23 protein-coding genes are annotated in these 24,710 nt (G+C 66.6%); 16 read left to right on the plus strand and 7 right to left on the minus strand.

Annotated elements, in window-relative coordinates:
• Positions 1-30 precede the first annotated feature (30 nt).
• The 14 genes from LZD57_RS18100 (at position 31) to LZD57_RS18165 (ending at position 16,882) form a co-directional block, all read left to right on the plus strand.
• Positions 31-1,203 (plus strand): amidase, encoded by a 1,173-nt coding sequence (locus tag LZD57_RS18100; RefSeq protein ID WP_255700033.1) that lies wholly within the window; start codon positions 31-33, stop codon positions 1,201-1,203.
• 69 nt (positions 1,204-1,272) lie between these two features.
• A complete protein-coding gene (locus tag LZD57_RS18105) occupies positions 1,273-3,030 on the plus strand; it encodes a sensor histidine kinase (RefSeq protein ID WP_233720890.1) in 1,758 nt (585 codons plus the stop codon).
• 7 nt (positions 3,031-3,037) lie between these two features.
• Positions 3,038-4,429 carry a sigma-54-dependent transcriptional regulator gene (locus LZD57_RS18110; RefSeq protein WP_233720891.1) on the plus strand — a complete coding sequence of 464 codons (1,392 nt, stop codon included), beginning with the start codon at positions 3,038-3,040 and terminating at the stop codon, positions 4,427-4,429.
• A gap of 172 nt (positions 4,430-4,601) precedes the next feature.
• Entirely contained in the window at positions 4,602-4,997 is a 396-nt protein-coding gene (locus LZD57_RS18115) for a hypothetical protein (RefSeq protein WP_233720892.1), read from the plus strand.
• Positions 4,998-5,001: 4 nt separating this feature from the next.
• Entirely contained in the window at positions 5,002-5,571 is a 570-nt protein-coding gene (locus LZD57_RS18120; protein WP_233720893.1) for a type II toxin-antitoxin system VapC family toxin, read from the plus strand.
• A gap of 479 nt (positions 5,572-6,050) precedes the next feature.
• Entirely contained in the window at positions 6,051-7,064 is a 1,014-nt protein-coding gene (locus LZD57_RS18125) for a DctP family TRAP transporter solute-binding subunit (protein WP_233720894.1), read from the plus strand.
• Between the two features lie 148 nt (positions 7,065-7,212).
• The gene (locus tag LZD57_RS18130) at positions 7,213-7,893 is read left to right on the plus strand and encodes a TRAP transporter small permease (RefSeq protein ID WP_233720895.1); all 681 of its coding nucleotides are present in this window, start codon (positions 7,213-7,215) and stop codon (positions 7,891-7,893) included.
• 7 nt (positions 7,894-7,900) lie between these two features.
• Entirely contained in the window at positions 7,901-9,526 is a 1,626-nt protein-coding gene (locus tag LZD57_RS18135; protein ID WP_233720896.1) for a TRAP transporter large permease, read from the plus strand.
• Positions 9,527-9,775: 249 nt separating this feature from the next.
• Positions 9,776-10,834, plus strand: a complete 1,059-nt coding sequence (locus tag LZD57_RS18140) for a sugar phosphate isomerase/epimerase family protein (RefSeq protein WP_233720897.1) — start codon at positions 9,776-9,778, stop codon at positions 10,832-10,834.
• A 14-nt stretch (positions 10,835-10,848) separates the two neighbouring features.
• Positions 10,849-12,018: a Gfo/Idh/MocA family oxidoreductase gene (locus tag LZD57_RS18145; RefSeq protein WP_233720898.1), complete on the plus strand. Its 1,170-nt coding sequence runs from the start codon at positions 10,849-10,851 to the stop codon at positions 12,016-12,018.
• Between the two features lie 541 nt (positions 12,019-12,559).
• On the plus strand, positions 12,560-14,101 hold the full coding sequence (locus LZD57_RS18150) for a sugar ABC transporter ATP-binding protein (RefSeq protein ID WP_233720899.1): 1,542 nt from the start codon (positions 12,560-12,562) through the stop codon (positions 14,099-14,101).
• Positions 14,091-15,089 (plus strand): ABC transporter permease, encoded by a 999-nt coding sequence (locus tag LZD57_RS18155; RefSeq protein WP_233720900.1) that lies wholly within the window; start codon positions 14,091-14,093, stop codon positions 15,087-15,089. The genes LZD57_RS18150 and LZD57_RS18155 overlap by 11 nt, the downstream gene beginning before the upstream one ends.
• A 25-nt stretch (positions 15,090-15,114) precedes the next feature.
• Positions 15,115-16,080 (plus strand): ABC transporter substrate-binding protein, encoded by a 966-nt coding sequence (locus LZD57_RS18160; RefSeq protein ID WP_233720901.1) that lies wholly within the window; start codon positions 15,115-15,117, stop codon positions 16,078-16,080.
• A 163-nt stretch (positions 16,081-16,243) separates the two neighbouring features.
• Positions 16,244-16,882, plus strand: a complete 639-nt coding sequence (locus tag LZD57_RS18165) for a protein-L-isoaspartate(D-aspartate) O-methyltransferase (protein ID WP_233720902.1) — start codon at positions 16,244-16,246, stop codon at positions 16,880-16,882.
• Between the two features lie 202 nt (positions 16,883-17,084).
• Here the strand turns inward: LZD57_RS18165 and LZD57_RS18170 are convergent, their stop codons facing one another.
• The 3 genes from LZD57_RS18170 to LZD57_RS18180 form a co-directional block, all read right to left on the minus strand.
• The gene (locus LZD57_RS18170; protein ID WP_233720903.1) at positions 17,085-17,573 is read right to left on the minus strand and encodes a chemotaxis protein CheW; all 489 of its coding nucleotides are present in this window, start codon (positions 17,571-17,573) and stop codon (positions 17,085-17,087) included.
• Positions 17,573-19,360 (minus strand): methyl-accepting chemotaxis protein, encoded by a 1,788-nt coding sequence (locus tag LZD57_RS18175; protein ID WP_233720904.1) that lies wholly within the window; start codon positions 19,358-19,360, stop codon positions 17,573-17,575. Before LZD57_RS18175 ends, LZD57_RS18170 begins: the two co-directional genes overlap by 1 nt.
• A gap of 571 nt (positions 19,361-19,931) precedes the next feature.
• Positions 19,932-20,207 (minus strand): hypothetical protein, encoded by a 276-nt coding sequence (locus LZD57_RS18180; RefSeq protein ID WP_233720905.1) that lies wholly within the window; start codon positions 20,205-20,207, stop codon positions 19,932-19,934.
• Between the two features lie 121 nt (positions 20,208-20,328).
• Here LZD57_RS18180 and LZD57_RS18185 point away from each other — a divergent pair, with 121 nt between their 5' ends.
• Positions 20,329-21,231: a LysR substrate-binding domain-containing protein gene (locus LZD57_RS18185; protein WP_233720906.1), complete on the plus strand. Its 903-nt coding sequence runs from the start codon at positions 20,329-20,331 to the stop codon at positions 21,229-21,231.
• A gap of 72 nt (positions 21,232-21,303) precedes the next feature.
• On the opposite strand, the gene LZD57_RS18190 is transcribed toward LZD57_RS18185, so the two are convergent.
• The gene (locus LZD57_RS18190) at positions 21,304-22,089 is read right to left on the minus strand and encodes a cell wall hydrolase (protein ID WP_233720907.1); all 786 of its coding nucleotides are present in this window, start codon (positions 22,087-22,089) and stop codon (positions 21,304-21,306) included.
• 258 nt (positions 22,090-22,347) lie between these two features.
• Between LZD57_RS18190 and LZD57_RS18195 the strand changes: the two genes are divergently transcribed.
• Positions 22,348-22,794, plus strand: coding sequence for a host attachment family protein (locus LZD57_RS18195; protein WP_233720908.1), 447 nt, complete (start codon positions 22,348-22,350; stop codon positions 22,792-22,794).
• 63 nt (positions 22,795-22,857) lie between these two features.
• Here LZD57_RS18195 and LZD57_RS18200 read toward each other — a convergent pair whose 3' ends face one another.
• Genes LZD57_RS18200 through LZD57_RS18210 form a run of 3 tightly spaced genes read right to left on the minus strand, consistent with a single transcriptional unit; the run spans position 22,858 to position 24,631 of the window.
• Positions 22,858-23,316 (minus strand): GNAT family N-acetyltransferase, encoded by a 459-nt coding sequence (locus tag LZD57_RS18200; protein WP_233720909.1) that lies wholly within the window; start codon positions 23,314-23,316, stop codon positions 22,858-22,860.
• A gap of 8 nt (positions 23,317-23,324) precedes the next feature.
• Positions 23,325-23,789, minus strand: a complete 465-nt coding sequence (locus LZD57_RS18205; RefSeq protein WP_233720910.1) for an NUDIX hydrolase — start codon at positions 23,787-23,789, stop codon at positions 23,325-23,327.
• Between the two features lie 5 nt (positions 23,790-23,794).
• Entirely contained in the window at positions 23,795-24,631 is an 837-nt protein-coding gene (locus tag LZD57_RS18210; protein WP_233720911.1) for an AAA family ATPase, read from the minus strand.
• Between the last annotated feature and the right edge of the window lie 79 nt (positions 24,632-24,710).

The raw sequence follows: 24,710 nt of genomic DNA on the forward strand, positions 1-24,710 counted from the left end.
TCTTCCATCCCCATGAAAGGTTGCCCTCAGATGCTCATCGACGCCGATCCGGTCCGTGCCTTCATGCCCTATCCGGCGGTCGCCGTGCCGTCCGCCGAAGCCGGGCCGCTGGCTGGGCTGCGACTGGCGGTCAAGGATCTCTTCGCGGTCGCGGGCTACCGGACGAGCTGGGGCTGCCCGACGAAGCTCGCCATGAGCGAGGCCGAGAGCGGGACGGCTCCGGCCGTGCAGGCGCTGCTCGATGCCGGCGCGAACTTCGTCGGCAAGACCCATACCGACGAACTCGCCTGGGCGCTCTACGGGCTGAACGCCCATTTCGGCGCGCCGATCAATCCGGCGGCGCCGGACCGCATTCCCGGCGGCTCGTCGTCGGGTTCGGCCGCGGCCGTCGCCGCGGGCCTCGCGGACATCGGCATCGGCACGGACACCGGCGGTTCGGTGCGGGCGCCGGCGAGCTTCTGCGGTCTGTGGGGCATCCGGCCGACCCACGGGCGGGCGTCGCTCGCGGGCTGCATGGAACTCGCCGCGAGCTTCGACACCGCCGGGCTCTTCGCCAGGGATGCCGGGACGCTGGAGCGCGCGGCGGCGGTTCTGCTCGGGCCGGACGTTGCCGACGCGCCGGCCGAGCCGCGCTGGCTGATGCCCGTCGACATGGTGGCGCGACTGGGTCCCGAACAGCGTGCGATCTACGACGCGTCCTTCGGGTCCCTCGTGGCCGAGCCGGTCTCGGTCTATCCCGACGGCGGAGCCGAGGCGCTCTACGACGGCTTCCGCGTCCTGCAGAGCTGCGATGCCAAGCGCTCCATCCTGCCCTTCATCGATGCGACGGGGATGCCGCTCGCCGCCGGCCTCGACGAACGCGTCGCTTTCGCGCGGGGGCTGACCGAGGCCGACGAGGCGGCCGCCAATGCCGTGCGGGAGCCCTTCGCCGCCGCCATGGACGCGATTCTCGGTGCCGACGGCGTGTTGCTGGCGCCGGTGGTGCACGACGCGCCGTTCCGGCGCGACGCCGGGCGGGCGGTGTTCGATGCCTTCCGGCACGAGGCGATGAAACTCCTTGCCGTCGCCGGCATGGCCCGGCTGCCGCAGGTCGTCTTCCCGGCCGGCACCCTCGACGGGGCGCCGTTCGGCCTGTCGCTGATCGGGCCGCGCGGCTCCGATCGCCGGCTGCTGGAAATTGCCGGTCGCTTCTTCCGGCGGTAGATCACCGAGGGCCTGTGTCGGAGCGGCGTTCTTCGCTAGGATCGCGCGCAGAACGACGATCGAGACGAGATGGCGAGCAGGCGAGGGATCAGAGAGCGGTTTCGGCGCGTCCGGCTGGGCGCGGCGCTGGTGGTGACAGGCCTGTCTCTCGCCGCGATCTGGCTGGTCGCCGGCATCCAGGCCGATGCCGCGCGGATCGCGGTCGGCCGCGAGGCCGCCGAGACGCTCGCCGTGCAGCGCGAGACGCTGACCGGCGTTCTGGACAAATACCGGCTGCTGCCGCCGCTCCTGTCCCGTCAGCACGACGTCGCCGCGCTGTTTCGCCAGGAGCCCGACACCGGCGAGCGCATGCGCGCACGGGCAAAGGCGCGGGAGGTGGCGAGCCTGTCCGGCGCCAAGGACGTCGCCTTCCTCTATCCCGACGGCGAGGTTCTCGCCTCCGCCCACGGTTTCTTCCTCGACCGCTCGCCCGACCGGGAAGCGCTGATCGAGGCCGTCCGCCAGGGCCGGCTCGGCCGCGCCGCCATCGCGATCGACAGCGACGAGCGCGCCTACGCCTTCGCGTCGGGCGTCCGCGACGACTTGAGGCTGACCGGGATCGTCGTCGTCTATGTCGGTTTCGACGAAATCGAGGCGACGTGGTCGTTGTCGACCAATCCGATCTTCGTCACCGATCCGGCGGGGACGATCTTTCTCACCAACCAGCCGCAATGGCGGCTGCGGCCCCTGCATGAGATCGCCGACGACGGGCTGCCAGAGCGGCGCTTCAAGGTCGGGGCGATGGCCGTTCCCTATCTCGATCTCGTTCGCGATCTGCCGCTTCTCGACTGGCGGCTGCACGTCCTCGCCGACGCCCGGCCGGTGATGGAGGCGCAGCTGACCGGCGGTCTGATGGCGGCGCTGGCGGCGCTGCTGGCCGCAGCCCTCGTCGCCCTCGTCGTCTGGCGGCGGGAGCGCGCCGTGCTCGGCCGGCGGGCCGAGCGGGTGGCGGCGCTGCGGCTCGAACGGTTGGTGCGCGACCGCACCCGGGCCCTCAATGCCACCAACCGCTCGCTGTCGTCGGAAATCGCCGAGCGGCGCCAGGCCGAGGAAAGGCTGCGCAAGGCCCAGGCCGATCTCGTCCAGGCCGCCAAGCTCGCCGCGCTCGGCCAGATGTCGGCGGCGCTCAGCCACGAGTTCAACCAGCCGCTGGCGGCGATCGCCACCTATGCGGAGAATGCCGGCGAGTTTCTCGCCCGCGGCCGGGACGACCTCGCGGGCGACAATCTGAAGCGCATCGGCCAGATGGTGGAGCGCATGGCCGAGCTGTCGCGCACGCTCCTGTCCTTCGCGCGCAAGCCGGGGACGAGCACCATGCCGGTGCCGCTCGCGGCGGTGCTCGACGAGGCGATGATCCTCGTCGGCCCCCGCGCCCGCAAGGAAGGCGTCGCGCTCGTCGTCGACGAGCGGCTGCGGGCGATCGACGTCGTCGGCGGGCGGACTCGGCTGTCGCAGATCTTCGTCAACCTCGCGAACAACGCCATCGACGCGCTGGCCGGGCGACCGGGCGCCGAGATCCGCGTCGAACTGGAGGGGGCCGGCGACGTCGTCGTCGTGCTGGTGTCTGACAACGGCCCCGGAATTCCGGCGGAGATCGGCGGCACGGTGTTCGAGCCGTTCTTCACCACCAAGGAGGTGGGATCGGGTATCGGCATCGGCCTGTCGATCGCCTACAGCATCGCCAGGGATTTTGGCGGCAGCATCGCGCTGCGCGACGGCCCGCAGGGCGGCTGCGTCTTCGCCGTCTCGCTGCGGGCCGCCGCGGCCGGGCGCCAGGCGGCGGAGTGAGGGTTTCGTGGCAGAGGATTTCGAACGGGCGGTCGTTCACCTGATCGAGGACGACGAGGATCTGCGCCATGCCCTGGAGCAGGGGCTGGAACTCGGCGGCTTTTCCGTCTCGCCCCATCGCACGACCGAGGAGGTGCTGACGCGGATCGGCACCGAATCCTATGCGGTGATCGTCAGCGATATCCGCATGCCCGGCATGGACGGGCTGTCCTTTCTCAAGGCGGCGCTTTCGATCGACCCGACGATGCCGGTCATCCTCATCACCGGCCATGGCGACGTGCAGATGGCGGTCGATGCGATGCGCGCCGGCGCCTACGACTTCATCGAGAAGCCGTTTTCGGTCTCGCGGCTGATGGCGGTGGCCGAGCGGGCGCTGGAAAAACGCCGGCTCGTCCTCGAAAACCGCATCCTGCGCTCGACACTCGACGGGGGCGACGAACTCGCCGGGCGCCTCGTCGGGCGCACGCCCGGCATCCAGCGGCTGCGCCAGCAGATCCAGGCGCTCGCCGACACCGACGTGGACGTCCTCGTCCTCGGCGAGACCGGCACGGGCAAGGAGGTCGTGGCCCGGGCGCTGCATGATTGCGGCGGCCGGGCGAAGGGCAATTTCGTCGCCATCAACTGCGCGGCGCTGCCGGCCGACATCATCGAATCGGAGCTGTTCGGCCACGAACCCGGCGCCTTCACCGGTGCGGCGAAGCAGCGGATCGGCAAGCTCGAACACGCCAATCGCGGCACGATCTTTCTCGACGAGATCGAATCCATGCCGCTCGACCTGCAGGCCAAGCTCCTGCGCGCCATCGAGACCCGTTCCGTGGAGCGCCTCGGCTCCAACCGGCCGATCCCGCTCGACGTCCGCTTCGTCGCCGCGACCAAGACCGACCTCGCCGAGGCGGGGCTCCGCGGGCGCTTCCGCCTCGATCTCTATTACCGCCTCAACGTCGTCACCCTGACCATCCCGCCTTTGCGGGAGCGCCGCGAGGACGTGCCGCTGCTGTTCTTCCATCTCGCCCGCGAAGCCCGGGCACGCTTTCGCCGCGAGATCCCGGCGGTCGGCCACGCGCTGGAGATGCAGCTGATGGGCAGAGACTGGCCCGGCAACGTCCGCGAACTCAGGAACTATGCCGACCGCTTCGTCCTCGGCATGTGGCCGGGCTTCGAAGAGGACGAAGGGCAGGGGCCGCGGCAAGCCGCCGGGCCGGCGACAGGCGGGAACGGCGCCTCCGGATCGCTGTCCGATCGCCTCGCGGCCTACGAGCGCTCCGTCATCGAGGCCGAACTCGCCCGCAATGGCGGCGCCCTGAAGCCGACCTACGAGGCGCTGCAGATCTCCCGCAAGGGCCTCTACGACAAGATCAGGAGGCTCGGGATCGAAGGCGGCGACGGGTTGGAGGATTGAGGTGGAGGTCATGCAGAGCGTGAGAGAGGATGCGGTGAAGGTGTTTCGAGCGTTCGGTAAACGGCAACTGGGACCGCTTGCCCGTCTCGGAGCGAAAACACTCGCGTTGAACGCCAAGAAAGAGTCTTTATGTTAAACGAAATCCGAAACGGTTGAACAAGGAGGCTGTGAAATGACGAAGAGCCACCGGACGTCCGGTTCGGGCATGGCATCCGGGGGAATTGGGAAGCGCGGCCGTCCCGCCGAGACCGAGGTCAGTGGCCATCGAGTCATCGGCGAGCCGGTTGTCGATGAAGACCGTCTCGTTCGGCCAATCAGGAGCGGCAAAATGGTCGAGGCCGTCATGCAAGCCGCGACTGACGAAGGTCTTACCGTGGCCAAGGACGGACGCATCGCGGGCCGCATTAGCAGCGAACTGATCGCGAAGGCGAAGGCCAAGACGGGGCTTACCTCCGACACCGAGCTTCTGGAATTCGCGCTGGCGACCGTCGCGATCGAGGACGACTTCGCCGAAGCCTTCCATGCCGTGCGCGGAACGATCGATCCCACCATCGACTTCGGATCCTGACTTCGTGGGCTTCGACTTCGGCACGGCGGAGCGTGTCAAGAAGATCGACCCGGGCCGGACGCTTGCCCGACGCCCGGACGACCGGTTGCCTTACCTTGGAGACGAGGCCGTCGCCGGCGGTCCGCTGCTCCTCGATACCTGTGTCTACGTCGACCAGATGAAGGGCATCGCCCCCGACGCTGTCGACAGGCTGATGGACATCCGGATCGTCAACCATTCCATGGTCGCGATAGGGGAGTTGATGTTCGGCCTCGGGCAACTCCGTGAGGACGATCGGCGCACTCCGGTGGTGAAGGCCGCGGTCGAGCGGCTCGTTCGGGGGATGCCGGAGCACCGCCAGCTCTTGCCGGACGCCGATGTGATGGGCCGGGCCGCGGTCCTCGCCGGTATTCTCGCGCGCACCCAGAGCTATGCCAATGACGACAAGATGAAAGCGTGGAACGACTGCATCTTGTGCCTTCAGGCGGAGAAGTTCGGACTTACGCTGTTGACGGCCAACGTAGCCGAGTTCGACATCCTGCTCCAACTCCGCCCCCAGTGCCGGGTGCTTCTGTACCGTTCCGCCGCATCATGACGGGCCACGTCGCAAACCCGGCCGGCTCCGCGCGAGATCATCGCGTGGATGGGCGGGCGCCTTGGGGATCCAAGCGCCGGTTCGCTATTTCATAACAGTGACGGACCATGTCACCGCCGGCACCCATCCGCATCTCGATGATGGGTAGCTGACGATACGCCGTGTCGGTTTCCCGTACATGTGCTCTCGGCCCTCGGCTGGTCGCCACGCCCCGTGGCCAGCGGGTCGCGGCATTTTCGCTGCGTTTCGTCCGGGCTGGCACGCCGCTTGCTCATCATGCGTCGTCGCGACGGCGGGAGGCGCTGCGGCGGAGGACGTGTCCGTCACGGACCCGTCGAACGGGCGTGCCCGAGGCATGTCGGCAGTTCGCTCCCGCAAACCGGAGCATTCCGGCGCCGCGTCGCGGTCCGCCATTCGGCGGATTGCAGCATCGTCCAATTCACGCGGGCCGAAACGGTCCGCCGCGGAGGAGAACACGCATGAATAAGCTTTTGCTCGGTAGCGTCTCGCTGATCGCTTTCGGCCTCGCCTCGGGCGCAGCCAGCGCCGATCCGACGGGGTGCGACGACGGCGAGATGGTCATCAAGTTCAGCCATGTCGTCGCCGCCACCGGCCATCCGAAGGGCGATGCGGCGACGCTGTTCGCCGAGCGCGTCAACAAGGAGATGGACGGCAAGGCCTGCATGCAGGTCTTCGCGAACTCGACGCTGTTCGACGACGACAAGGTGATGGAGGCGCTGCTGCTCGGCGACGTCCAGCTCGCCGCGCCGTCGCTGTCGAAATTCGAGGCCTATACGCTGAAGTACCGGCTGTTCGATCTGCCCTTCCTGTTCGAGAGCCTCGACGCCGTCGACAACTTCACCCAGTCCGACGCCGGCAAGGGCATGCTCACCCTGATGGAGGATGTCGGCTACACCGGCCTCGGCTACTGGTCGTCCGGACTGAAGCAGTTCTCCGCCGACAAGCCGCTGCTCGTTCCCGAGGACGCCAATGGCCTGAAGTTCCGCATCCAGACCTCCGACGTCGCCGAGGCGATGATCGAGGCGATGGGCGGCTCGGCCCAGAAGCTGGCCTTCAAGGAGGTCTACGGCGCCCTGCAGACCGGCGTCGTCGACGGCCAGGAGAACACCTGGTCGAACATTTACACCCAGAAGTTCTTCGAGGTGCAGGACGGCGTCACCGAGACCAACCATCAGCTGCTCGCCTATCTCCTCGTCACCTCCACCGAATGGCTGAACGGCCTCGACCCGGAGATCCGCGACCAGTTCGTCAAGATCGCCGACGAGGTGACGCAGTCGGCCAATGCCAGCGTCGCCGAAACCGAGCAGAAGAACCGTCAGAACATCATCGACGCCGGCGGTACGGTGCGCGAGCTTTCGCCCGAGCAGCGCAAGCAGTGGGTCGATACGATGAAGCCGGTCTGGGAGAAATTCACGGACGACATCGGTCAGGACCTCATCGACGCCGCGGTGGCCTCGAACTCGGGCAACTGATCGCCTCCTTTCCCGCCCCTGCAACCGGCCCTCGCGCGTCGCGAGGGCCGTCATGCGGCCGCTATCCCGCGGCCGTGGACGATTTCCCGACCCGCATTCTTCCGTCGCCCGAAGGCGCATTCGTTTCGCCGCTCGAAAGGTCCCGTCCGTGTTGAGCCTGTGGCCGTATTTCGCGATCCTCGGCCTGATCGCGCTACTGTTTCTCATCGAGCGCCGCTGGCCGGACGCCGTCACCCGCTTCGAGGAAAACGTCCTCGCCATCCTCCTGGCGACGATCACCCTCGTCTCGTTCTTCCAGGTGATCGCCCGCTACGGCTTCTCGACCGGCTGGGGCGGGGCGCTGGAATTCAACCGCATCCTGTTCGCCTGGCTGATCCTCTTCGGCATGGGCTACGGCCTGAAGACCGGCCTTCATCTCGGCGTCGATGCGGCGATCCGAACCTTTCCGAAGCCGCTGTTCCGCGTGGCGGCGATCTTCGGTGCCTTCGCGACGCTCCTCTACGCCGCGATCCTCCTCTCGGCCGACTGGCTGCAGATCTTCGGCGCCCACACCTCCGGTGGCGCCGTCTTTTACTGGGAGCGCTTCTTCAAGGTCGGCATCGGGCTCGACGACCTGCGCTATCCCGAATGGTTCCAGGAGGCCTTCGGGGTGCAGGAGCGGGTGCAGCGCTGGATCGCCTATCTGATGCTGCCCGTCGGCCTCGCGCTTCTCGGCTTCCGCGCCATCGAGGCGATGGTGGCGATCGCCACGCGCCGGCGCGAACTCGTCATCGCCGGGCACGAGGCGGAAGACCTCGTGGCGGAAAACAAAGACGTCCTGAAGGACTGACGCCACGATGGAAGCCCTCATTCTCCTCCTTCTCGTCCTCGGGCTGTTGTTCCTGGGCGTTCCCGTGGCGATCTCGCTCGGCCTTTCGGCCGTCATCATGATCGCCTTCTTCTCCACCGATTCGATGTCCTCGGTGGCGATCCAGCTGTTCACCGCGGCCCAGAACTACACGCTGCTCGCGATCCCGTTCTTCGTCCTCGCTTCGGCCTTCATGTCGACGGGCGGCGTCGCCAGGCGGCTGATCGATTTCGCCATCGCCACCGTCGGCCACTTCCGCGGCGGTCTCGCCATGGCCTCGGTGCTGGCCTGCATGCTGTTCGCCGCGCTCTCCGGCTCCTCGCCGGCGACCGTCGTCGCCATCGGCACCATCGCGATCGCCGGCATGCGCAAGGTGGGTTACACCAAGGAGTTCTCGGCCGGCATCATCGCCAATGCCGGCACCCTCGGCATTCTCATTCCGCCGTCGATCGTCATGGTCGTCTATTCGGCGGCGACGAACGTCTCGGTCGGGCGGATGTTCCTCGCCGGCGTCATTCCCGGACTTCTCGCCGGGCTGATGCTGATGGGGGCGATCTACGTCGTCGCCCGGTGGAAGAACCTTCCCTCGGAGCCGTGGCACGGCTTCCTGCCGCTCTTGCGAAGCGGCAAGGCCGCCGGCTTCGGCCTGTTCCTGATCGTCATCATTCTCGGCGGCATCTATGGCGGCGTCTTCACGCCGACGGAGGCAGCGGCCGCGGCGGCGGTCTATGCCTTCCTCGTCGCCGTCTTCGTCTATCGCGACATGGGCCCGCTGAAGGGCCGGCCATGGGTGGCGGACACCGACGCGCCGCGCGCCCGCACCGGCTTCTCGGCGCTCGCCTACGGCATCTCCTTCTTCGTCGTCGCGCTGATCCTCGTCTATTTCGTCACCGCCGGACCGGGCGGCGAGTCCACCCTGTCCTTCGCCGAGCGCAGCGTCATCTGCGGCGTGCCGGCGATCCTCCTCGCCATCGCCTACGGCCTGTGGCGGGGCGAGGGCGGCCTTGCCGCGCTGCCGGCGACGTTTGCCGCCGGCCTGCCGATCTTCGGGCGGAACTTCGCGGCGATCGGCCGGGCATTCTTCCCCGCCTGCTTCCACGGCGAGACGCGCAAGGTCCTGGTCGATGCGGCGCGGACCACGGTGATGCTGATGTTCATCATCGTCAACGCGCTGCTCTTCGCCCATGTCCTGACGTCCGAGCGCATTCCCGACGCGATCACCGCACTGATGCTCGACTACGGCTTCAACTGGTTCACCTTCCTGATCGCCGTCAACGTGCTGCTCTTGATCGGCGGCCAGTTCATGGAGCCGTCGGGCCTGCTCCTCATCGTCGCGCCGGTGGTCTTCCCGATCGCGATCGAACTCGGCGTCGATCCGATCCATCTCGGCATCATCATGGTGGTGAACATGGAGATTGGCATGATCACGCCGCCGATCGGGCTGAACCTCTTCGTCACCTCGGGCATCACCGGGATGAGCCTCGTCAAGGTGGTGAAGGCGGCGATGCCCTTCGTCGGGGTGCTGTTCGTGTTCCTGATCCTGGTCACCTACGTGCCCTGGCTGTCCACCTGGCTGCCCTATGGCCTGATGGGGCCGGAAATCGTCACGCGATAGTGACGCGGTCCGAGGGGCGAGGACGGCCCCCCGGACGCTTCCATCTGTCCTCCATGCGACCTTCGGGGCGCCCGCACCGTGCCGGGAGACCCCGGCGAGCGGGCTTGCCGATCGCATGCCGGCATCGGCCGGCCACCTGCTTCAAATCCGCCGCGGCCTATGCCACCATGACGCGCGACAAAGACGTCCGCCTCGATGCAGACGTCCTGACGGCCGGGACGAAGGTGGCCGCCAGACCGGGAGGAAAGCATGAAGACGATGAAGGGGCCGGGGATCTTCCTCGCCCAGTTCGCGGGCGATTCCGCGCCGTTCGACGATCTGAAGTCGATCGCCGCGTGGGCGGCTGGCCACGGCTACAAGGGCGTGCAGATCCCGACCTGGGACGCCCGGCTGTTCGACCTCAAGAAGGCTGCCGAATCGAAGGACTATTGCGACGAGGTCTCCGGCATCTGCCGGGAGGCCGGTGTCGAGATCACCGACCTGTCGACCCATCTCCAGGGCCAGCTCGTCGCCGTCCATCCGGCCTTCGACGAGGCTTTCGACGGCTTCGCGGCGCCCGAGGTGCGCGGCAATCCCAAGGCGCGGCAGGAATGGGCGGTCGAGCAGCTGAAGATGGCGGCGAAGGCGTCCGGCCATTTCGGCTTCGGGAGCCACGTGACCTTCCCCGGCGCGCTCGCCTGGCCGTTCCTCTATCCCTGGCCGCAGCGCCCGGCCGGGCTGATCGACACCGCCTTCGAGGAACTGGCGAAGCGCTGGGTGCCGATCCTCGACGCCTTTGACGCGGTGGGCTGCGATGTCGGCTACGAGATCCACCCGGGCGAAGACGTCTTCGACGGCGCGACCTTCGAGATGTTCCTCGAAGCCTGCAAAGACCACCCGCGCTGCCAGATCAATTACGACCCCTCGCATTTCGTCCTGCAGCAGCTCGATTACGTCGAATTCATCGACATCTATCACGAGCGGATCTGCGCCTTTCACGTCAAGGACGCCGAGTTCAACCCGACCGGCCGGCAGGGCGTCTATTCCGGCTACCAGCCCTGGCTGAAGCGGGCCGGCCGCTTCCGCTCGCTCGGCGACGGGCAGGTCGACTTCGCGGCGATCTTCTCGAAACTCGCCGAATACGACTACGATTCCTGGGCCGTCCTCGAATGGGAATGCGCCATCAAGGATGCCGAGCAGGGCGCCGCCGAGGGCGCGCCCTTCATCGCCAGCCACATGATCACCGTGACCGAAAAGGCCTTCGACGACTTCGCGAGCGGTGGCACGGACGAGGCGGCGAACAAGCGCATGCTCGGCATCGACGGCTGAGAGAGGGGCGAGAGATGGCTATCGAAGGACGCGACGAGAGACACGCTGGCCGCATCCGCCTCGGCATGGTCGGCGGCGGCGAGGGGGCCTTCATCGGCGGCGTGCACCGCATTGCGGCGCGGATCGACGACAAGTTCCAGCTCGTGGCCGGCGCCCTGTCGTCGACGCCGGAGAAGGCGGCCCGCTCGGCCGCCGCGATCGGCCTCGACCCCGAGCGCAGCTATGGCTCCTACGAAGAGATGGCCGCGAAGGAGAAGGCGCGGGACGACGGCATCGAGGCGGTTTCGATCGTCACGCCCAACCACATGCACTTTCCGGTGGCGAAGACTTTCCTCGAGGCGGGCTTTCACGTCATCTGCGACAAGCCGATGACGACGACGCTGGCCGAGGCCAGGGATCTGGCAGCAATCGCAAAGACTTCCGGAAAAGTTTTCGTCCTCACTCACAACTATACCGGCTATCCCATGATCCGCCAGGCGCAGGCCATGGTGGCGAATGGCGACCTCGGCGCGATCCGCGTCGTCGTCGCGGAATACGCCCAGGACTGGCTGGCGGAGAGGGCGGAGGACGCCGGCTCCAAGCAGGCCGGCTGGCGGGTCGATCCGGCCAAGGCCGGAGCCGGCGGGGCGATCGGCGACATCGGCACCCATGCCCACAATCTCGCCTGCTATGTCACCGGGCTGAAGGTGGAAAAGCTGTCCGCCGACCTGTCGGCCTTCGTTTCCGGACGCCAGCTCGACGACAACGCCTCGATGCTCCTGCGCTTCGAAGGCGGCGCCAAGGGGATGCTGTGGGCGAGCCAGGTGGCCGTCGGCAACGAGAACGGCCTGAGCTTGCGGATCTACGGAGAAAAGGCCGGGCTGGAATGGCGGCAGGAGGAGCCGAACCGGCTGTGGTTCACGCCGCTCGGCGAGCCGAAGCGCCTGTTGACCCGCAACGGCGCCGGCGCGACCGCCCCGTCGACGTCGGTGAGCCGCATCCCGGCGGGCCATCCGGAGGGCTATCTGGAAGGCTTCGCGACCATCTACGCGGAGGCGGCCGAGCTGATCCGCGCCGCCGGCGAAGGCCGGGAGCCGCCGGCCGGCATCGCCCTTCCGACGATCGAGGACGGTATCGACGGCCTCGCCTTCATCGAAGCCTGCGTGAAGTCGTCGAAAGAGGATGGCGCTTGGGTGACGCTCTGATTTCCATCGGCGACGTGTGCCGGGGTTTGCGGGGGCTCGACGGAAAATGTCTTGCGTTGGCGCCGGGTAACCCCGCTCTGCTCGGCCGGGCATCTCCCCCTCGAGGGGGGAGATCGGCCGCTGGCATGGCTCACCCCAGCGGGCAACCGCCGCAGGACATGCTCCCGTCGCCGGGCATGGGTGCCCGTCGATCTCCCCCCTCGAGTGGGAGATGTCGCCGAAGGCGACAGAGGGGGGTGAGCGGCGGGTCTCGTCGAACATCTGCGTGGACAGGCGGGCGAGAGCACTGCCACATCGTCGTTCTCGGGCCCCGTCCCGAGAATCCAGGAGCCCCAGCCGGAGCTTCGGCGGCTCGCGCCGAGAACGCCGAAGGAAGACGTCCGCTCGCGTCACTGTCCGGTAGACGTCCTTACCTGTCGATCTCCAGCACACGTTCTCGCCCTGCGATCCCTGCACTCTCGGGACGGGGCCCGAGAATGACGGCCGCGTGTGTAGCGGTCTTTGCGGCTCCTGCCGATACGCTCGGAAGGAACGTCGCCGCATGACGACTTCCCGTCCCGCCCCCATTCTCGAAGCCCGCCGCGTCACCAAGTCCTTCGGCCCCATCGAAGTGCTGCATGGCGTCGATTTCGCGCTCCGGCCCGGCGAGGTGCATGCCCTCGTCGGCGAGAACGGCGCGGGCAAGTCGACGCTGATGAAGTGCCTCGCCGGCTATCAGCCGGTCTCGGGCGGGGAAATCGCCCTGAAGGGCGAGCCGGTGGTCTTTGCCGACAGCGAGGCGGCGGAAAACGCCGGGGTCGTCCTCATCCATCAGGAATTCAACCTCGCCGAACAATTGTCGGCCGAGGAGAACGTCTTCCTCGGCCGCGAGCTGAAGCGCGGGCTGTTCCTCGACCGCAATGCGATGCGCGCGAAGGCCGAGAGCCTCTTGAAGGAGCTCGCGACGCCGATCGACACGCGGCTGCCGGTCTCGAAGCTCTCGGTGTCGCAGAAACAGATGGTGGAGATCGCCAAGGCGCTGGTGCGCAACGCCCGCGTCCTGATCATGGACGAGCCGACGGCGGTTCTGACCGGCCGCGAGGCGGAAGTGTTGTTCGCTCAGATCGCGCGGCTGAAGGCCGAGGGCGTCGCCATCCTCTACACCTCCCACAAGCTCGACGAGATCGCCCGGATCGCCGACGAGGTGACGGTGCTGCGCGACGGATCGCTGGTCGAAAGCGCCCCGGCCGCGACGATGAACCCGAACCGGATGGCCGAACTGATGGTCGGGCGGGAACTGAGCGATCTGTTTCCCGAAAAGCTCGGCGCCGGGGATCGCGACGTCGTGCTGGCGGTGCGGGACTTCTCCGTGCCGGGCCATGTCGAAACGGCGAGCTTCGAACTCCATCGCGGCGAGATCCTCGGCTTTGCCGGGCTCGTCGGCGCCGGGCGCACCGAGCTGATGGAAGGGATCATGGGGCTGCGCCCGGCATCGGGCATGATCAGCCGCAATGGCGAGACGGTGCGCATCCGCGACCCGAAGGAGGCGACGCGCCAAGGTCTCGCCTATCTGACCGAAGACCGGAAGGGCCGGGGGCTGCTCTTGAGATACGGGCTCAGGGAGAACCTGACGCTACTCGGCCTCGATCGCTTTTCCGGCATCTTCGTCGACGAAAAGGCCGAGGAGGAAGCGCTCGACGCGGCGATCTGCCGCTTCGACATCCGTGCCGGTTCGCGGACGATGCCGGTCGGCAATCTGTCCGGCGGCAACCAGCAGAAGCTGCTTCTCGCCAAGACCATGCTGGTCGAACCGGAGATCGTCATTCTCGACGAGCCGACGCGGGGCATCGACATCGGCACCAAGCAGCAGATCTACGCCTTCATCAACGAGTTGGCGCGCGAGGGGCGGTCGGTGATCGTCATCTCCTCGGAGATGACCGAGGTGATCGGGCTCTCGGACCGGGTGATCGTCATGCGCTCCGGCCGGATCGCCGGCGAGGTGTCGGGTGCGGATATCACGGAAGAGGCGATCGTCCGGCGGGCTATGGGACTGGAAGTGGGAGAGAGGACGGAAATGGCGGGGCAGGCGGTTCATGTCGGCTGAGACCAGGGTCGAGCCGCAGCGGCGGCGCTTTGCCGTCGACCTTCACGTCGTCGGGCCGCTGCTCGCCCTGCTGGCGCTCGTTGTGCTGGGCATGTCCCTGAACGACCAGTTCCTGTCCGCCGGCAACGTCACCAACGTGCTGGCCCGCTCGGCCTTCATCGGCGTCATCGCGGTGGGCGCGACCTTCGTCATCACCATCGGCGGGCTGGATCTGTCGGTCGGCTCGATGTCGGCCTTCCTCGCCGGGGTGACGATCATCGTGCTCAACGCATTGATCCCGAACACCGGCGGCGGCTGGGGAACGATCGTCATCGGCATGGTCGCCTGCCTGGCGCTCGGCCTCGCCGCCGGATTTCTGAACGGCATCCTGATCACCAAGGGCCGGATCGAGGCCTTCATCGTCACCCTCGGCACGCTCGGCATCTTCCGCTCGCTGGTCGTCTGGCTGGCGAATGGCGGCACGCTGTCGCTAGACTTCAACCTGCGGGAGGTCTATCGGCCGGTCTATTACGGCGGCGTCGCCGGCATCGCCTGGCCGATCGTCGTCTTCGCTCTCGTCGCCATCATCGGCGAGATCGTCATGCGCCGCACGGCCTATGGCCGGCACTGTGCGGCGATCGGCTCCAACGAGCAGGTGGCGCGCTATTCGGCGATCCATGTCGACCGGGTCCGGCTCGCCACCTACATGCTGCAGGGCCTGCTCGTCGGCGTCGCCACCGTCATGTACGTGCCGCGCCTCGGCTCGGCCTCCTCGACCACGGGCATCTTGTGGGAGCTCGAGGCGATCGCCGCGGTGATCATCGGCGGAACGGTGTTGAAGGGCGGCTTCGGCCGGGTCTGGGGGACCGTCGTCGGCGTCGTCATCCTCAGCCTCATCGACAACATTCTCAATCTGACGGACCTCGTCAGCCCCTATCTCAACGGGGCGATTCAGGGCGTCATCATCATCCTGGCCGTCGTTCTGCAACGCGGCCGGAAAGGCGCATGACGCGCCATCATTCGGGAGGAGTGACATGAAGAAACTAATGACGATCGCGGCCGGCGCGCTGTTCGCCGCAGCGCTCGCGCTGCCGGGCCAGGCGTCCGCGCAGGACGGCGAGGCGAAGGCGACCATCGGCGTCTCGATCCCCTCGGCGACCCATGGCTGGACGGGCGGGGTGAACTTTCATGCCCAGCAGGCGATCGACGAGCTGAAGACCGCCTATCCGAACCTCACCTTCGTGCTCGCCACCGCCGGTGATCCGGGCAAGCAGGTCTCCGACATCGAGGACATGATGGCGACCCGCAACATCGACGCGCTGGTCGTCCTGCCCTTCGAATCCGATCCGCTGACCGGCCCGGTCAAGCGCGTCGCCGATGCCGGCAAGTTCGTCACCGTCGTCGACCGCGGCCTGTCGCAGCCGGGCATCCAGGATCTCTACGTCGCCGGCGACAATGCCGCTTTCGGCCGCGTGGCGGGCGAGTACTTCAAGGAGAAGATGCCCGACGGCGGCAAGATCGTCGTCCTGCGCGGCATTCCGACGACCATCGACAACGAGCGCGTCGAGGCCTTCCAGGCAGCGCTCGAAGGCTCGAACATCGAGATCGTCGGCATGGAACACGGCGATTGGAACCGCGACAAGGCCTTCGAGGTGATGCAGGACTTCCTGTCGAAATATTCCGAGATCGACGCGGTCTGGGCCTCCGACGACGACATGGCGCTCGGCGTCATCGAGGCGATCAAGCAGGCCGGCCGGGAGGACCAGATGTGGGTGCTCGGCGGCGCCGGCATGAAGCAGATGATCGAGCGCGTGAAGGCCGGCGACGAGATGGTTCCGGCCGACGTCACCTATCCGCCGTCGATGATCGCGACGGCGATCCGGCTGACCGCCGACCGCTTCGTCTCGCGGGCGCCGATGGCCGGCCGCTTCGTCATCGACTCGGTGCTGGTGACGCCGGAGAATGCCGACGAGCACTATTTCCCCGACTCGCCGTTCTGAGCCGTTCCGGCCACCCGATCTTCGGGTGGCGTCATCGGATGGGGCTCGCGCGCTCATCGCGCGCGAGCCTTTCGAAACGGAAATGCCGCGGCTGTGCCGGGGGTTGTCTTCATCCGCGATCGATCTTGCGGCGTCAGCCGTAGCGAGAAGGGAGGTGGACCCCATGACGAGCGACTTCCAGCAGAGCCGCGAACGGATGGTCGACCTCATCGCCTCCCGCGGCGTCGGCGACGAGCGCGTTCTCGCGGCGATGCGCGAGGTGCCGCGGGAGAACTTCGTGCCACCGCACATGCAGGATCTCGCCCATGAGGACGCGCCCTTGTCGATCGGGGAAGGGCAGACGATCTCCCAGCCGACGATCGTCGCCATGATGATCGAAGCGGCCGGGCTCGGCCCCGCGTCCAAGGTGCTGGAGGTCGGCGCCGGCTCGGGATACGTGGTGGCCGTCCTCAGCCGCATCGCGGGAAAGGTCTACGGCATCGAGCGCCATCGCTCGCTGGGCGAGGCGGCGGCCGAGCGGCTGGAGCGGCTCGGCTACGGGAATGCCCAGATCCGCGTCGGCGACGGGTCGAAGGGTTGGGCGGAGGCAGCGCCCTTCGATGCGATCGTCGTCTCGGCCGCCGCGGCCAGGGTGCCGGAGGTGCTCCGGCGGCAGCTCGCCATCGGCGGCCGGCTGATCGTTCCCGTCGACGAAAGCATGGCCGGTCAGGCACTGAAGCGGATCACCCGCCGGGGCGAGGACGATTTCGAGGTCGAAATCCTCGCGAAAGTGCAATTCGTCCCGCTGATCGCCGAGGGATGAGGGGCGATCGGTTCGAAGTTCCGGTTCGGGACACCGGCTCCCGTCGTCCGAGACGAACCCAGCGTCTTTTCGGCCGGACGTGCCGTTCGAACGCGAAGAGACCGTCCGATACCGGTTGATCGGATGAGAAGACGTTTGCAAGGCCGTGGTCGCGATGCGAAAACGGGCGCCCGAATTTCTTGCCGACCTACGGTCGGTCCCGTCAGGCGGCCTCTTCTTCCAGGGAGAAGCCCGCGAACATCTTGCCGAGATCGAGGAAGCAGATCATGCCCTGGCCGGTGGCCAGCACGCCGGTGACGTAGCCGCCGGTGAAGCTGCCCCGCATTTCCGGCGTCGGCTGAACCATCTTCGCCTCGACCGTCAGAATGTCGGCGACCCGGTCGACGAGCAGGCCGATCACCGCGCTCTGCACCTCGGCGACGATGACGGCGCTGCGGGCATCCGGCTCCGACGGCGGCATACCGAGCTTGGAGGCCATGTTGACGATGGGAATGATCGAGCCGCGCAGATTCATCATTCCCATGATCTCGTGCGGCGAGCCGGGCAGGGGCGTCGACTTGCTCCAGCCCCGGATTTCGCGGACGGCCGTCGTGCGCACGCAGAACTGCTGGCCGCCGATTTCGAAGGCGATGATCTCGATGGCGGCGTCGCCGAGATCCGTTTGAAGTGCATCGAGGGTCTGAGCCAGCATCAGAAGTCTTCCCAGTTGTCCTGCTTGCGCGCAGCGTTTCCGTCGGTCGAAAATGCCAGATTGAGGTTGCTTTGAAGTTTACGAGCCGGCGAAGCCTTCGGCGCGGGGTTCCGGGCCGGGGTCGATGCGGACTTCGAAGAACGGCCGAGCGAAAACTGCGAGAGGAGGCGATCGAGTTCGACCGTCTGCGCTTCGAGGTTGTGGCAGGCGGCGGTCGATTCCTCGACCATGGTGGCGTTCTGCTGGGTGCCTTCGTCGATCGAGGCCACCGCCTTGTTGATCTCGGCGAGAGCGATGGACTGATTGCGGGCGCCCTCGACGATGGCGCGGACGTTCTCGTCGATCGTCTGGACCTCGGCGACGATCGTCCGCAGCGCCTTGCCGGTCTCGCCGACGAGCAAGACGCCCTCTTCGACCTGCGAGGTCGACCTCTGAATCAGACCCTTGATCTCCTTTGCCGCTTCCGCCGAGCGCTGGGCCAGCGCCCGCACTTCCTGGGCGACGACGGCAAAGCCCTTGCCGGCCTCGCCGGCGCGTGCCGCCTCGACGCCGGCGTTGAGGGCGAGGAGGTTGGTCTGGAAGGCGATCTCGTCGATGACGCCGATGATCTGCGAAATCTGGGTCGACGAGGCCTCGATCTGGCCCATCGCCGCAACGGCGCGCTGCACGACTTCACCGGACGTCTCGGCGCCGGTCTTGGTCCGGGCGACGAGCATTCCCGCCTCTTCGGCTCTGGCGGCCGATCCGCGGACGGTATCGGTCAGTTCGCCGAGAGCGGCAGAGGTTTCTTCGACCGAGGCGGCCTGCTGTTCGGTGCGCCGGGCGAGATCGTCCGAAGCCACCCGGATTTCCTCGGTCGCGAACGAGATCGTCGAAGCGGTCTCGCCGACGGCCTCCAGCGTTTCGCGCAGCACGGTCACCGCGGCGTTGAAGTCGGTCCGCAGTTTGTCGAGCGTCGGAATGAACGGCTTGGTCAGCTCCAGGGAGACGTCTCCGCCGGCAAGGCGGTCGAGGCCGTTTGCGATGGCGTTCACGGCTTCGACGCGGCCGGTGACGTCGGTGGCGAACTTCACCACCTTCAGGAGCTTGCCGTTCATGTCGAAGATCGGGTTGTAGGAGGCCTGAATGTAGACCTCCTTGCCGCCCTTGCCGATCCGCTTGAATTCGTCGGCGATAAACTCGCCGCGGCCGAGCCTGGCCCAGAACTCGCGATAGTCGGCGCTGGCGGCATGGGCGGGCTCGACGAACATCGAATGATGCCGTCCCTTGATTTCGTCGAGGCCGTAGCCGATCGCGTTGCAGAAATTGGCGTTGGCCGCGAGGATCGTGCCGTCCGGGGTGAATTCGATGATCGCCTGGGCGCGGCAGATTGCATCGAGCTTGCCGGCGTTTTCGGCGCCCTGCAGCTTGGCGGCCGTGACCTCGGTCGCGACCTTGACGACCCTGACCACCTCGTTGCCGGAAAATACCGGGTTGTAGGAAGCCTCGATCCAGATCTCCTTGCCCCCCTTGCCGAGGCGCTTGTACTGTCTGGCGTCGAATTCGCCGCGGCAGAGTTTGGCCCAGAACTCGCGATAGGCGACGGACTGGGCTTCTACGGGATCGACGAACATCGAATGGTGCTTGCCGGCGATCTCGCCGAGTTCGTATCCCATCGCCGAACAGAAATTCGCATTGGCCTTGATGATCGTGCCGTCGGGCTTGAACTCGATGATCGCCAGCGACTTGTCGAGCGCTCGCAGGATCGCCGTGGAACTCGCGCTGGCCTTGCTCTGTATTCCGAACATGCTCTCCTCCATCCCTCCGCGGGCTGTTTTTTCTTTGGCTGCTCAGACGCGCCGACGAGCGGAGCCGTGCCGGCCGTCGCGGCCGATTTCACGGCGCCGGCCGGGATCTGCGCAAACTTAGTCATTCGGTCTGAATTACGTGATGAATTTATAGGCTGCGGCTGATTAACGATTTGCGAATGGTTCAGTCATGATCGGTTTTAAGTCTATGATTGTGTTATGGTTTGAACACGACTTTATAAATCACCGCGGATTAGGTTTCCGCGCTTCGGAAAACCATGCCGTAACGGCCTCCGGTCTCGATCTACGGCATATAGCTAAAGCGCTAATTCAACTGCTAATTCCGACCTCATGAACTTGGATCTTCGCGGTCACGGTTCGAGAGATGATCAGTAATTCCATAACGCTTACCTTCCCCGGGCATTACGTCACGATACGATCAAGGGGTGTGCATGAGGTGCGTTTGCGTGCTGCTTGGCGTGGGCAGATCGATGCGATTTACGCGTGCCGCACAACCTTCGAAACCGTTTTCGAGGGTTGTGTGGCCGCCCGGCATTCGCGTCTCACCGGCTCATGGCCGTGACTGGGCCTCCTGCAGCCGCCGCAGCCGTTCGAGGGCATCCACGTCGAGAGGCAGCCGCGCCGCGGCCTCGACCTGGTGCCGCTCGAGCCCGGTGACGTCTCTGAGAATGTCGTCGTCGACCCGCAGGAGCGTCGCGATCGCCTCGCGCCGCAGCTTCTGGCGCCTGCGCTCCCGTGTCCACGAGCGAAGCCATCCCGTCCATCCACTTCGAACGCTCGTGATCGCGGTCTCCCCGACGCGCGGCAAGTAAACCCACTGAAGCATCACGCTCTCCTTCGTTTTGCGTGTCTGCATCATGAGTGGCCTTGCGCTATTGATGAGTCCAACGAAATGCACTAATCTGATTGTTGAGATTGGCTCAAATATAACGGGAAAGGTTAGCGATATGAACCAGATGGCGCCGGTGGTGACCAATCTCGACGTCGATCTCGCACGAACCTTCGTGGCGATCTGCGAGACCGGCAATTTCAGCCGAGCCGCCGAACGGGTGTTCCGCTCCCCCTCGGCGGTCAGCCTGCAGGTGAAGAAGCTGGAGGAGATTCTCGGCCGTCCGCTGTTTCGCCGCGAGACGCGGCTCGTCGAGCTGACGAGCGACGGCGAGCATCTGCTCGGCTTCGCCCGCAAGATGCTGAAGCTCAACGACGACGCGCTGGCCTATTTTCGCCGGCCGGTGATGGAGGGCCGGGTTCGCTTCGGGGCGCCGAACGATTCCGGCGTCTTTGCCGTCCCGGAGATCCTCAAGCGCTTTGCTTCGACCCATCCCCATGTCGAGGTGGAAGTCCGCCTCGACACCAGCGCCGAACTGAGACGCCGGTGTCTCGCGCGCGAACTCGACGTGGCGCTGTTCACGGGTGGGGAGGGCGGGGGCCTTCCGGTCCGCGAGGTGCACACGGAGATGCTCGTCTGGGTCGGGCTGAAGAACGGCTGTGCGGTCACGCGCGATCCCCTGCCGCTGGCGCTGGCCGAGCAGGGCTGCTTCTGGCGGTCTCTGGCACTGGAAGCTCTCGACCGTGCCGGGCTGGATTATCGCATCGCCTATTCGAGCGAGCAGTGCCAGGCACAGATCGCCGCCGTCGAGGCCGATCTCGCCATCGCCGCCTTGCCGGCGAGCGTTCTTTCGCCCCGCCTGGTGAGGCTCGACGGGCCCGGCGGGTTGCCGCCGATCGGCTCTTACCGGGTCGATATGATGACGCGGGAGGAGGCCGGTCCGGTCGCCGCGGCGCTCGCCGAACACGTCGCCGAGAGCTTCCGGGAACACGCGGGGCAGGGGATGCGGCTCTTCGCCTGACGGCGAGCCGCTCTCACGCGGCCGGAGGCCTCGGCGGCATCCGGCGATCGCCGCAGGGCATGGCGGCTGCGGTCAGAAGCCGCCATTGGCGGCGATGACGTCGTCGAGGCTGATCGGCTCCATCATGGCGTCGCCGGCGCTGGGCGGAGCGGAAGCGGCATAGCTGTCCTCGCCGGCCGGCGGGGTCGCGGGCAGCGGAACGGCCTGCGGCTGCCGGGGGGCGACGGGCGCCAGCCGCTGCGGCGCCCGGGCCTGGATCGCCTCGACGGGTGCGGAAGCGTAGCCGCCTTGCGCCGGCGTGGTCTGATAGCCCATCAGCATCACCCGGGCCGCCCGGTTCGCCGCTTCGAGGCCCGGCGGGTTGACGAAGGCCGGGTCGCTCTTGCGGCGGGCGTTCTTGCGCTTCTCGTAGAAGACGTTGCCGCCCGCTTCGACGAGGTAGTGCATGTTCGTATAGGGAAACGTCATGCCGGCGGTGTGGAAGAACTTGGCATCGCGCACGTAGCTGTGGCGGCCGCCTTTCAGCACCTTCGTGGCCATCTGCGCCGCGAGCCTGCTTCCCTTGCCCATTTCACGGGTGAGGACGCCCGGTGCGAACTGGCTCTTCTGGCCGACGACGGCGCAGACGCTGTTGGGATACTGCTTGCTCTCGACCCGGTTCATCACGACCGTGCCGACGGCGAGCATGCCCTCGGGGCTCGACCGGTTGGACTCGAAATACATCACCCGCGTCATGCACTCGTGTTCGCTCATGACGCGGCGGCCGAACAGCGACGACGAGGCGCAGCCGGACAGGCTGGCGACGAGGAGAAGGAGCGTGGTGGTTCTGAGAACGCGAACTGGCTTCGATGACGACATTGCAGAACTCGGATGGTTGTATCCATTCGGGCATTTCGAACCTGCAATATCCTCCGCGCGAGCTTAACGGGTGGTGCCGATCCGCCATGAATCGCGGTTTATTGGCAAACACGGTTAACATTTTCGCCAAAGTCGAACGACTTCTCCGCCCGGCGCCGGCGCTTTCCGGATTCGAGGAAACGCAAGTGGCCCGGTCGGCGTTGTGGGTCGAGGCCGGCCGATCGAAGCCGGTCGCGGACAGACTGAAAGGGCAATGTCATGTTGGACAAGCCGATCGACTACAAGACCTGGATCCTCGTCGCCGACGGCGAGAAGGCGCTGTTTCTGGAAAACGTCGGCGATGGCGAACTGCCGAATTTCGAGATCCGCCGCGTCGAGGAGCACGAAAATCCGCCGGCTCGCGAGCAGGGCGCCAACAAGCCGGGTCGGATGTCCGATGCCGGCTCGGGCCATCGCTCCGCCGTCGAGGACACCGACTGGCATCGTCTCGAAAAGGAGCGCTTCGCGGCCGAGATCGCCGACATCCTCTATCGCATGGCCCATCGCGGCCGGTTCGAGAAGATCGTCATCGCCGCGCCGCCGCGGATCCTCGGCGAGATGCGCCAGCACTACCACAAAGAAGTCGTGGCGAGGATCGTCGGCGAGGTCGACAAGGACTTCACCAACCATCCTCTCGACCAGATCGAGAAGCGTCTGGCGGCCTGAGCCGCGACGCGAACGCAAGGGTGCGCGCCGGCGTCCGGCGCGCACCCTTCCCGGGCCCTCGCGTCACCCTGCGGGGCGCTGATATTTGATGAAGGGCGTCTTTTCGCCGACGCGGTCGTAGAGCATGCGGCCGGCATAGTTGAATTCCTGGGTCATCCAGTAGACCGTCGGGCAGCCCGCGTCCTCGGCGACACGGTAGACCGCCTCGATCAGCGCGCGGCCGATACCCTGGCCGCGAAGGTCCTGATCCGCGAAGAGATCCTGCAGGTAGCAGACGTTCTCGATCCGCGAGCAGTGACGATGGAAGAGATAATGGACGAGGCCGACGGGCCGGCCGTCCAGCACGGCGAGCAGACCGCCCGGATCAAAGGGCTCGTCCCCCAGCAGCCGCGCGAAGGTCGAGGCATAGACGGGTTCCGGCACCTTCGTCCCGTAGAACGTCAGATAGGCGGTCCACAACCGCCGCCATTCGGGCTCGTCGGCGGCGACGATCGGACGGACTTCGAGGGCGGGACGGGACATGGGTGCCTTCAAGGTTCGAGCCGCGATGGTCGCGAGGAAAAGAATGGAGCCGACAGCGTTTCGGCCATGCCGTAGCCGAGGCGCGTTTTCGCCTCCTCGATCGAAATCCAGAACAGTCGGAAGAGGACCGGCTCGCCCTGGCTCGGCTGTCCCTCCAGATGGGTCCATTCGTCCGGCAGATCGCTCGGAGCCTCGAAGGCGAAGCAGTGGCGCTCATGGTGGATGACGCGGTCGTCGACGCGGTAGCGATAGCCCTGAATGCCGAGTTCCTCGATCGGTGCGGTGATCTCGAAACCCGTTTCCTCGGCAAACTCCCGGTGGGCCGCGGAGCGTGGGCTTTCGCCCGGCTCGACCGACCCGCCCGGGACCTGAGTCAGCACCTCGGGATAATCCGGCTCCTCGAAGACGAGCAGTTCCAGGCCACGGCGGGCGTAGACCAGGACTTTGGTCTCGTCGAAATGGAAATGCATCATCGCGGTCAGCCGCGCCGCGCCAGGAAGGCCAGCCGCTCGAACAGATGCACGTCCTGTTCGTTCTTCAGGAGCGCGCCATGAAGCTTGGGCAGGACACTGGTCGCGCTCTCGCGCAGGTCCTTCGCCTCGACGTCCTCGGCGACGAGGAGCCGGATCCAGTCGAGCGCCTCCGAGGTCGAGGGCTTCTTCTTCAGGCCCGCCTGTTCGCGGATCTCGTAGAACTGGGTGAGGGCGGCCCGTACCAGATCCTGCTTGATGCCGGGATGGTGGACGTCGACGATTTTCTGCAGGGTCTCCGGATCGGGGAACTGGATGTAGTGGAAGAAGCAGCGGCGCAGGAAGGCGTCCGGCAGCTCCTTCTCGTTGTTCGAGGTGATGACGACGATGGGCCGGTGCCGCGCCGAAACCGTCTCGCCGGTCTCGACCACGTCGAAGCTCATCTTGTCGAGCTCCTGGAGGAGATCGTTCGGAAACTCGATGTCGGCCTTGTCGATCTCGTCGATCAACAGGACGACGCGCTCCTCGGAAGCGAACGCGTCCCACAGCTTGCCGGGCCGGATGTAGTTGCGGATGTCGTGGACGCGTTCGTCGCCGAGCTGGCTGTCGCGCAGCCGCGACACGGCGTCGTATTCGTAGAGGCCCTGCGCCGCCCGCGTCGTCGACTTCACCGTCCACTGCAAGAGCCGCAGGCCGAGCGCCTCGGCGATCTGGAAGGCGAGTTCGGTCTTGCCGGTGCCGGGCTCTCCCTTGACCAGCAACGGCCGCTGGAGCGTGATCGCCGCGTTGACGGCGACCATCAGGTCCTTGCCCGCGACATATGACTGGGTTCCGGTAAAGCGCATCGAAGGTCCTGAAGATCTGTGTCTCGCGAGGGGAGATGGGCCGGTCCCGGCGAAGGCGCTCCCGCCGGCCTCGTCGACG

The sequence above is a fragment of the Jiella avicenniae genome (genome assembly GCF_021390325.1).
Lineage (GTDB): Bacteria > Pseudomonadota > Alphaproteobacteria > Rhizobiales > Rhizobiaceae > Jiella > Jiella avicenniae.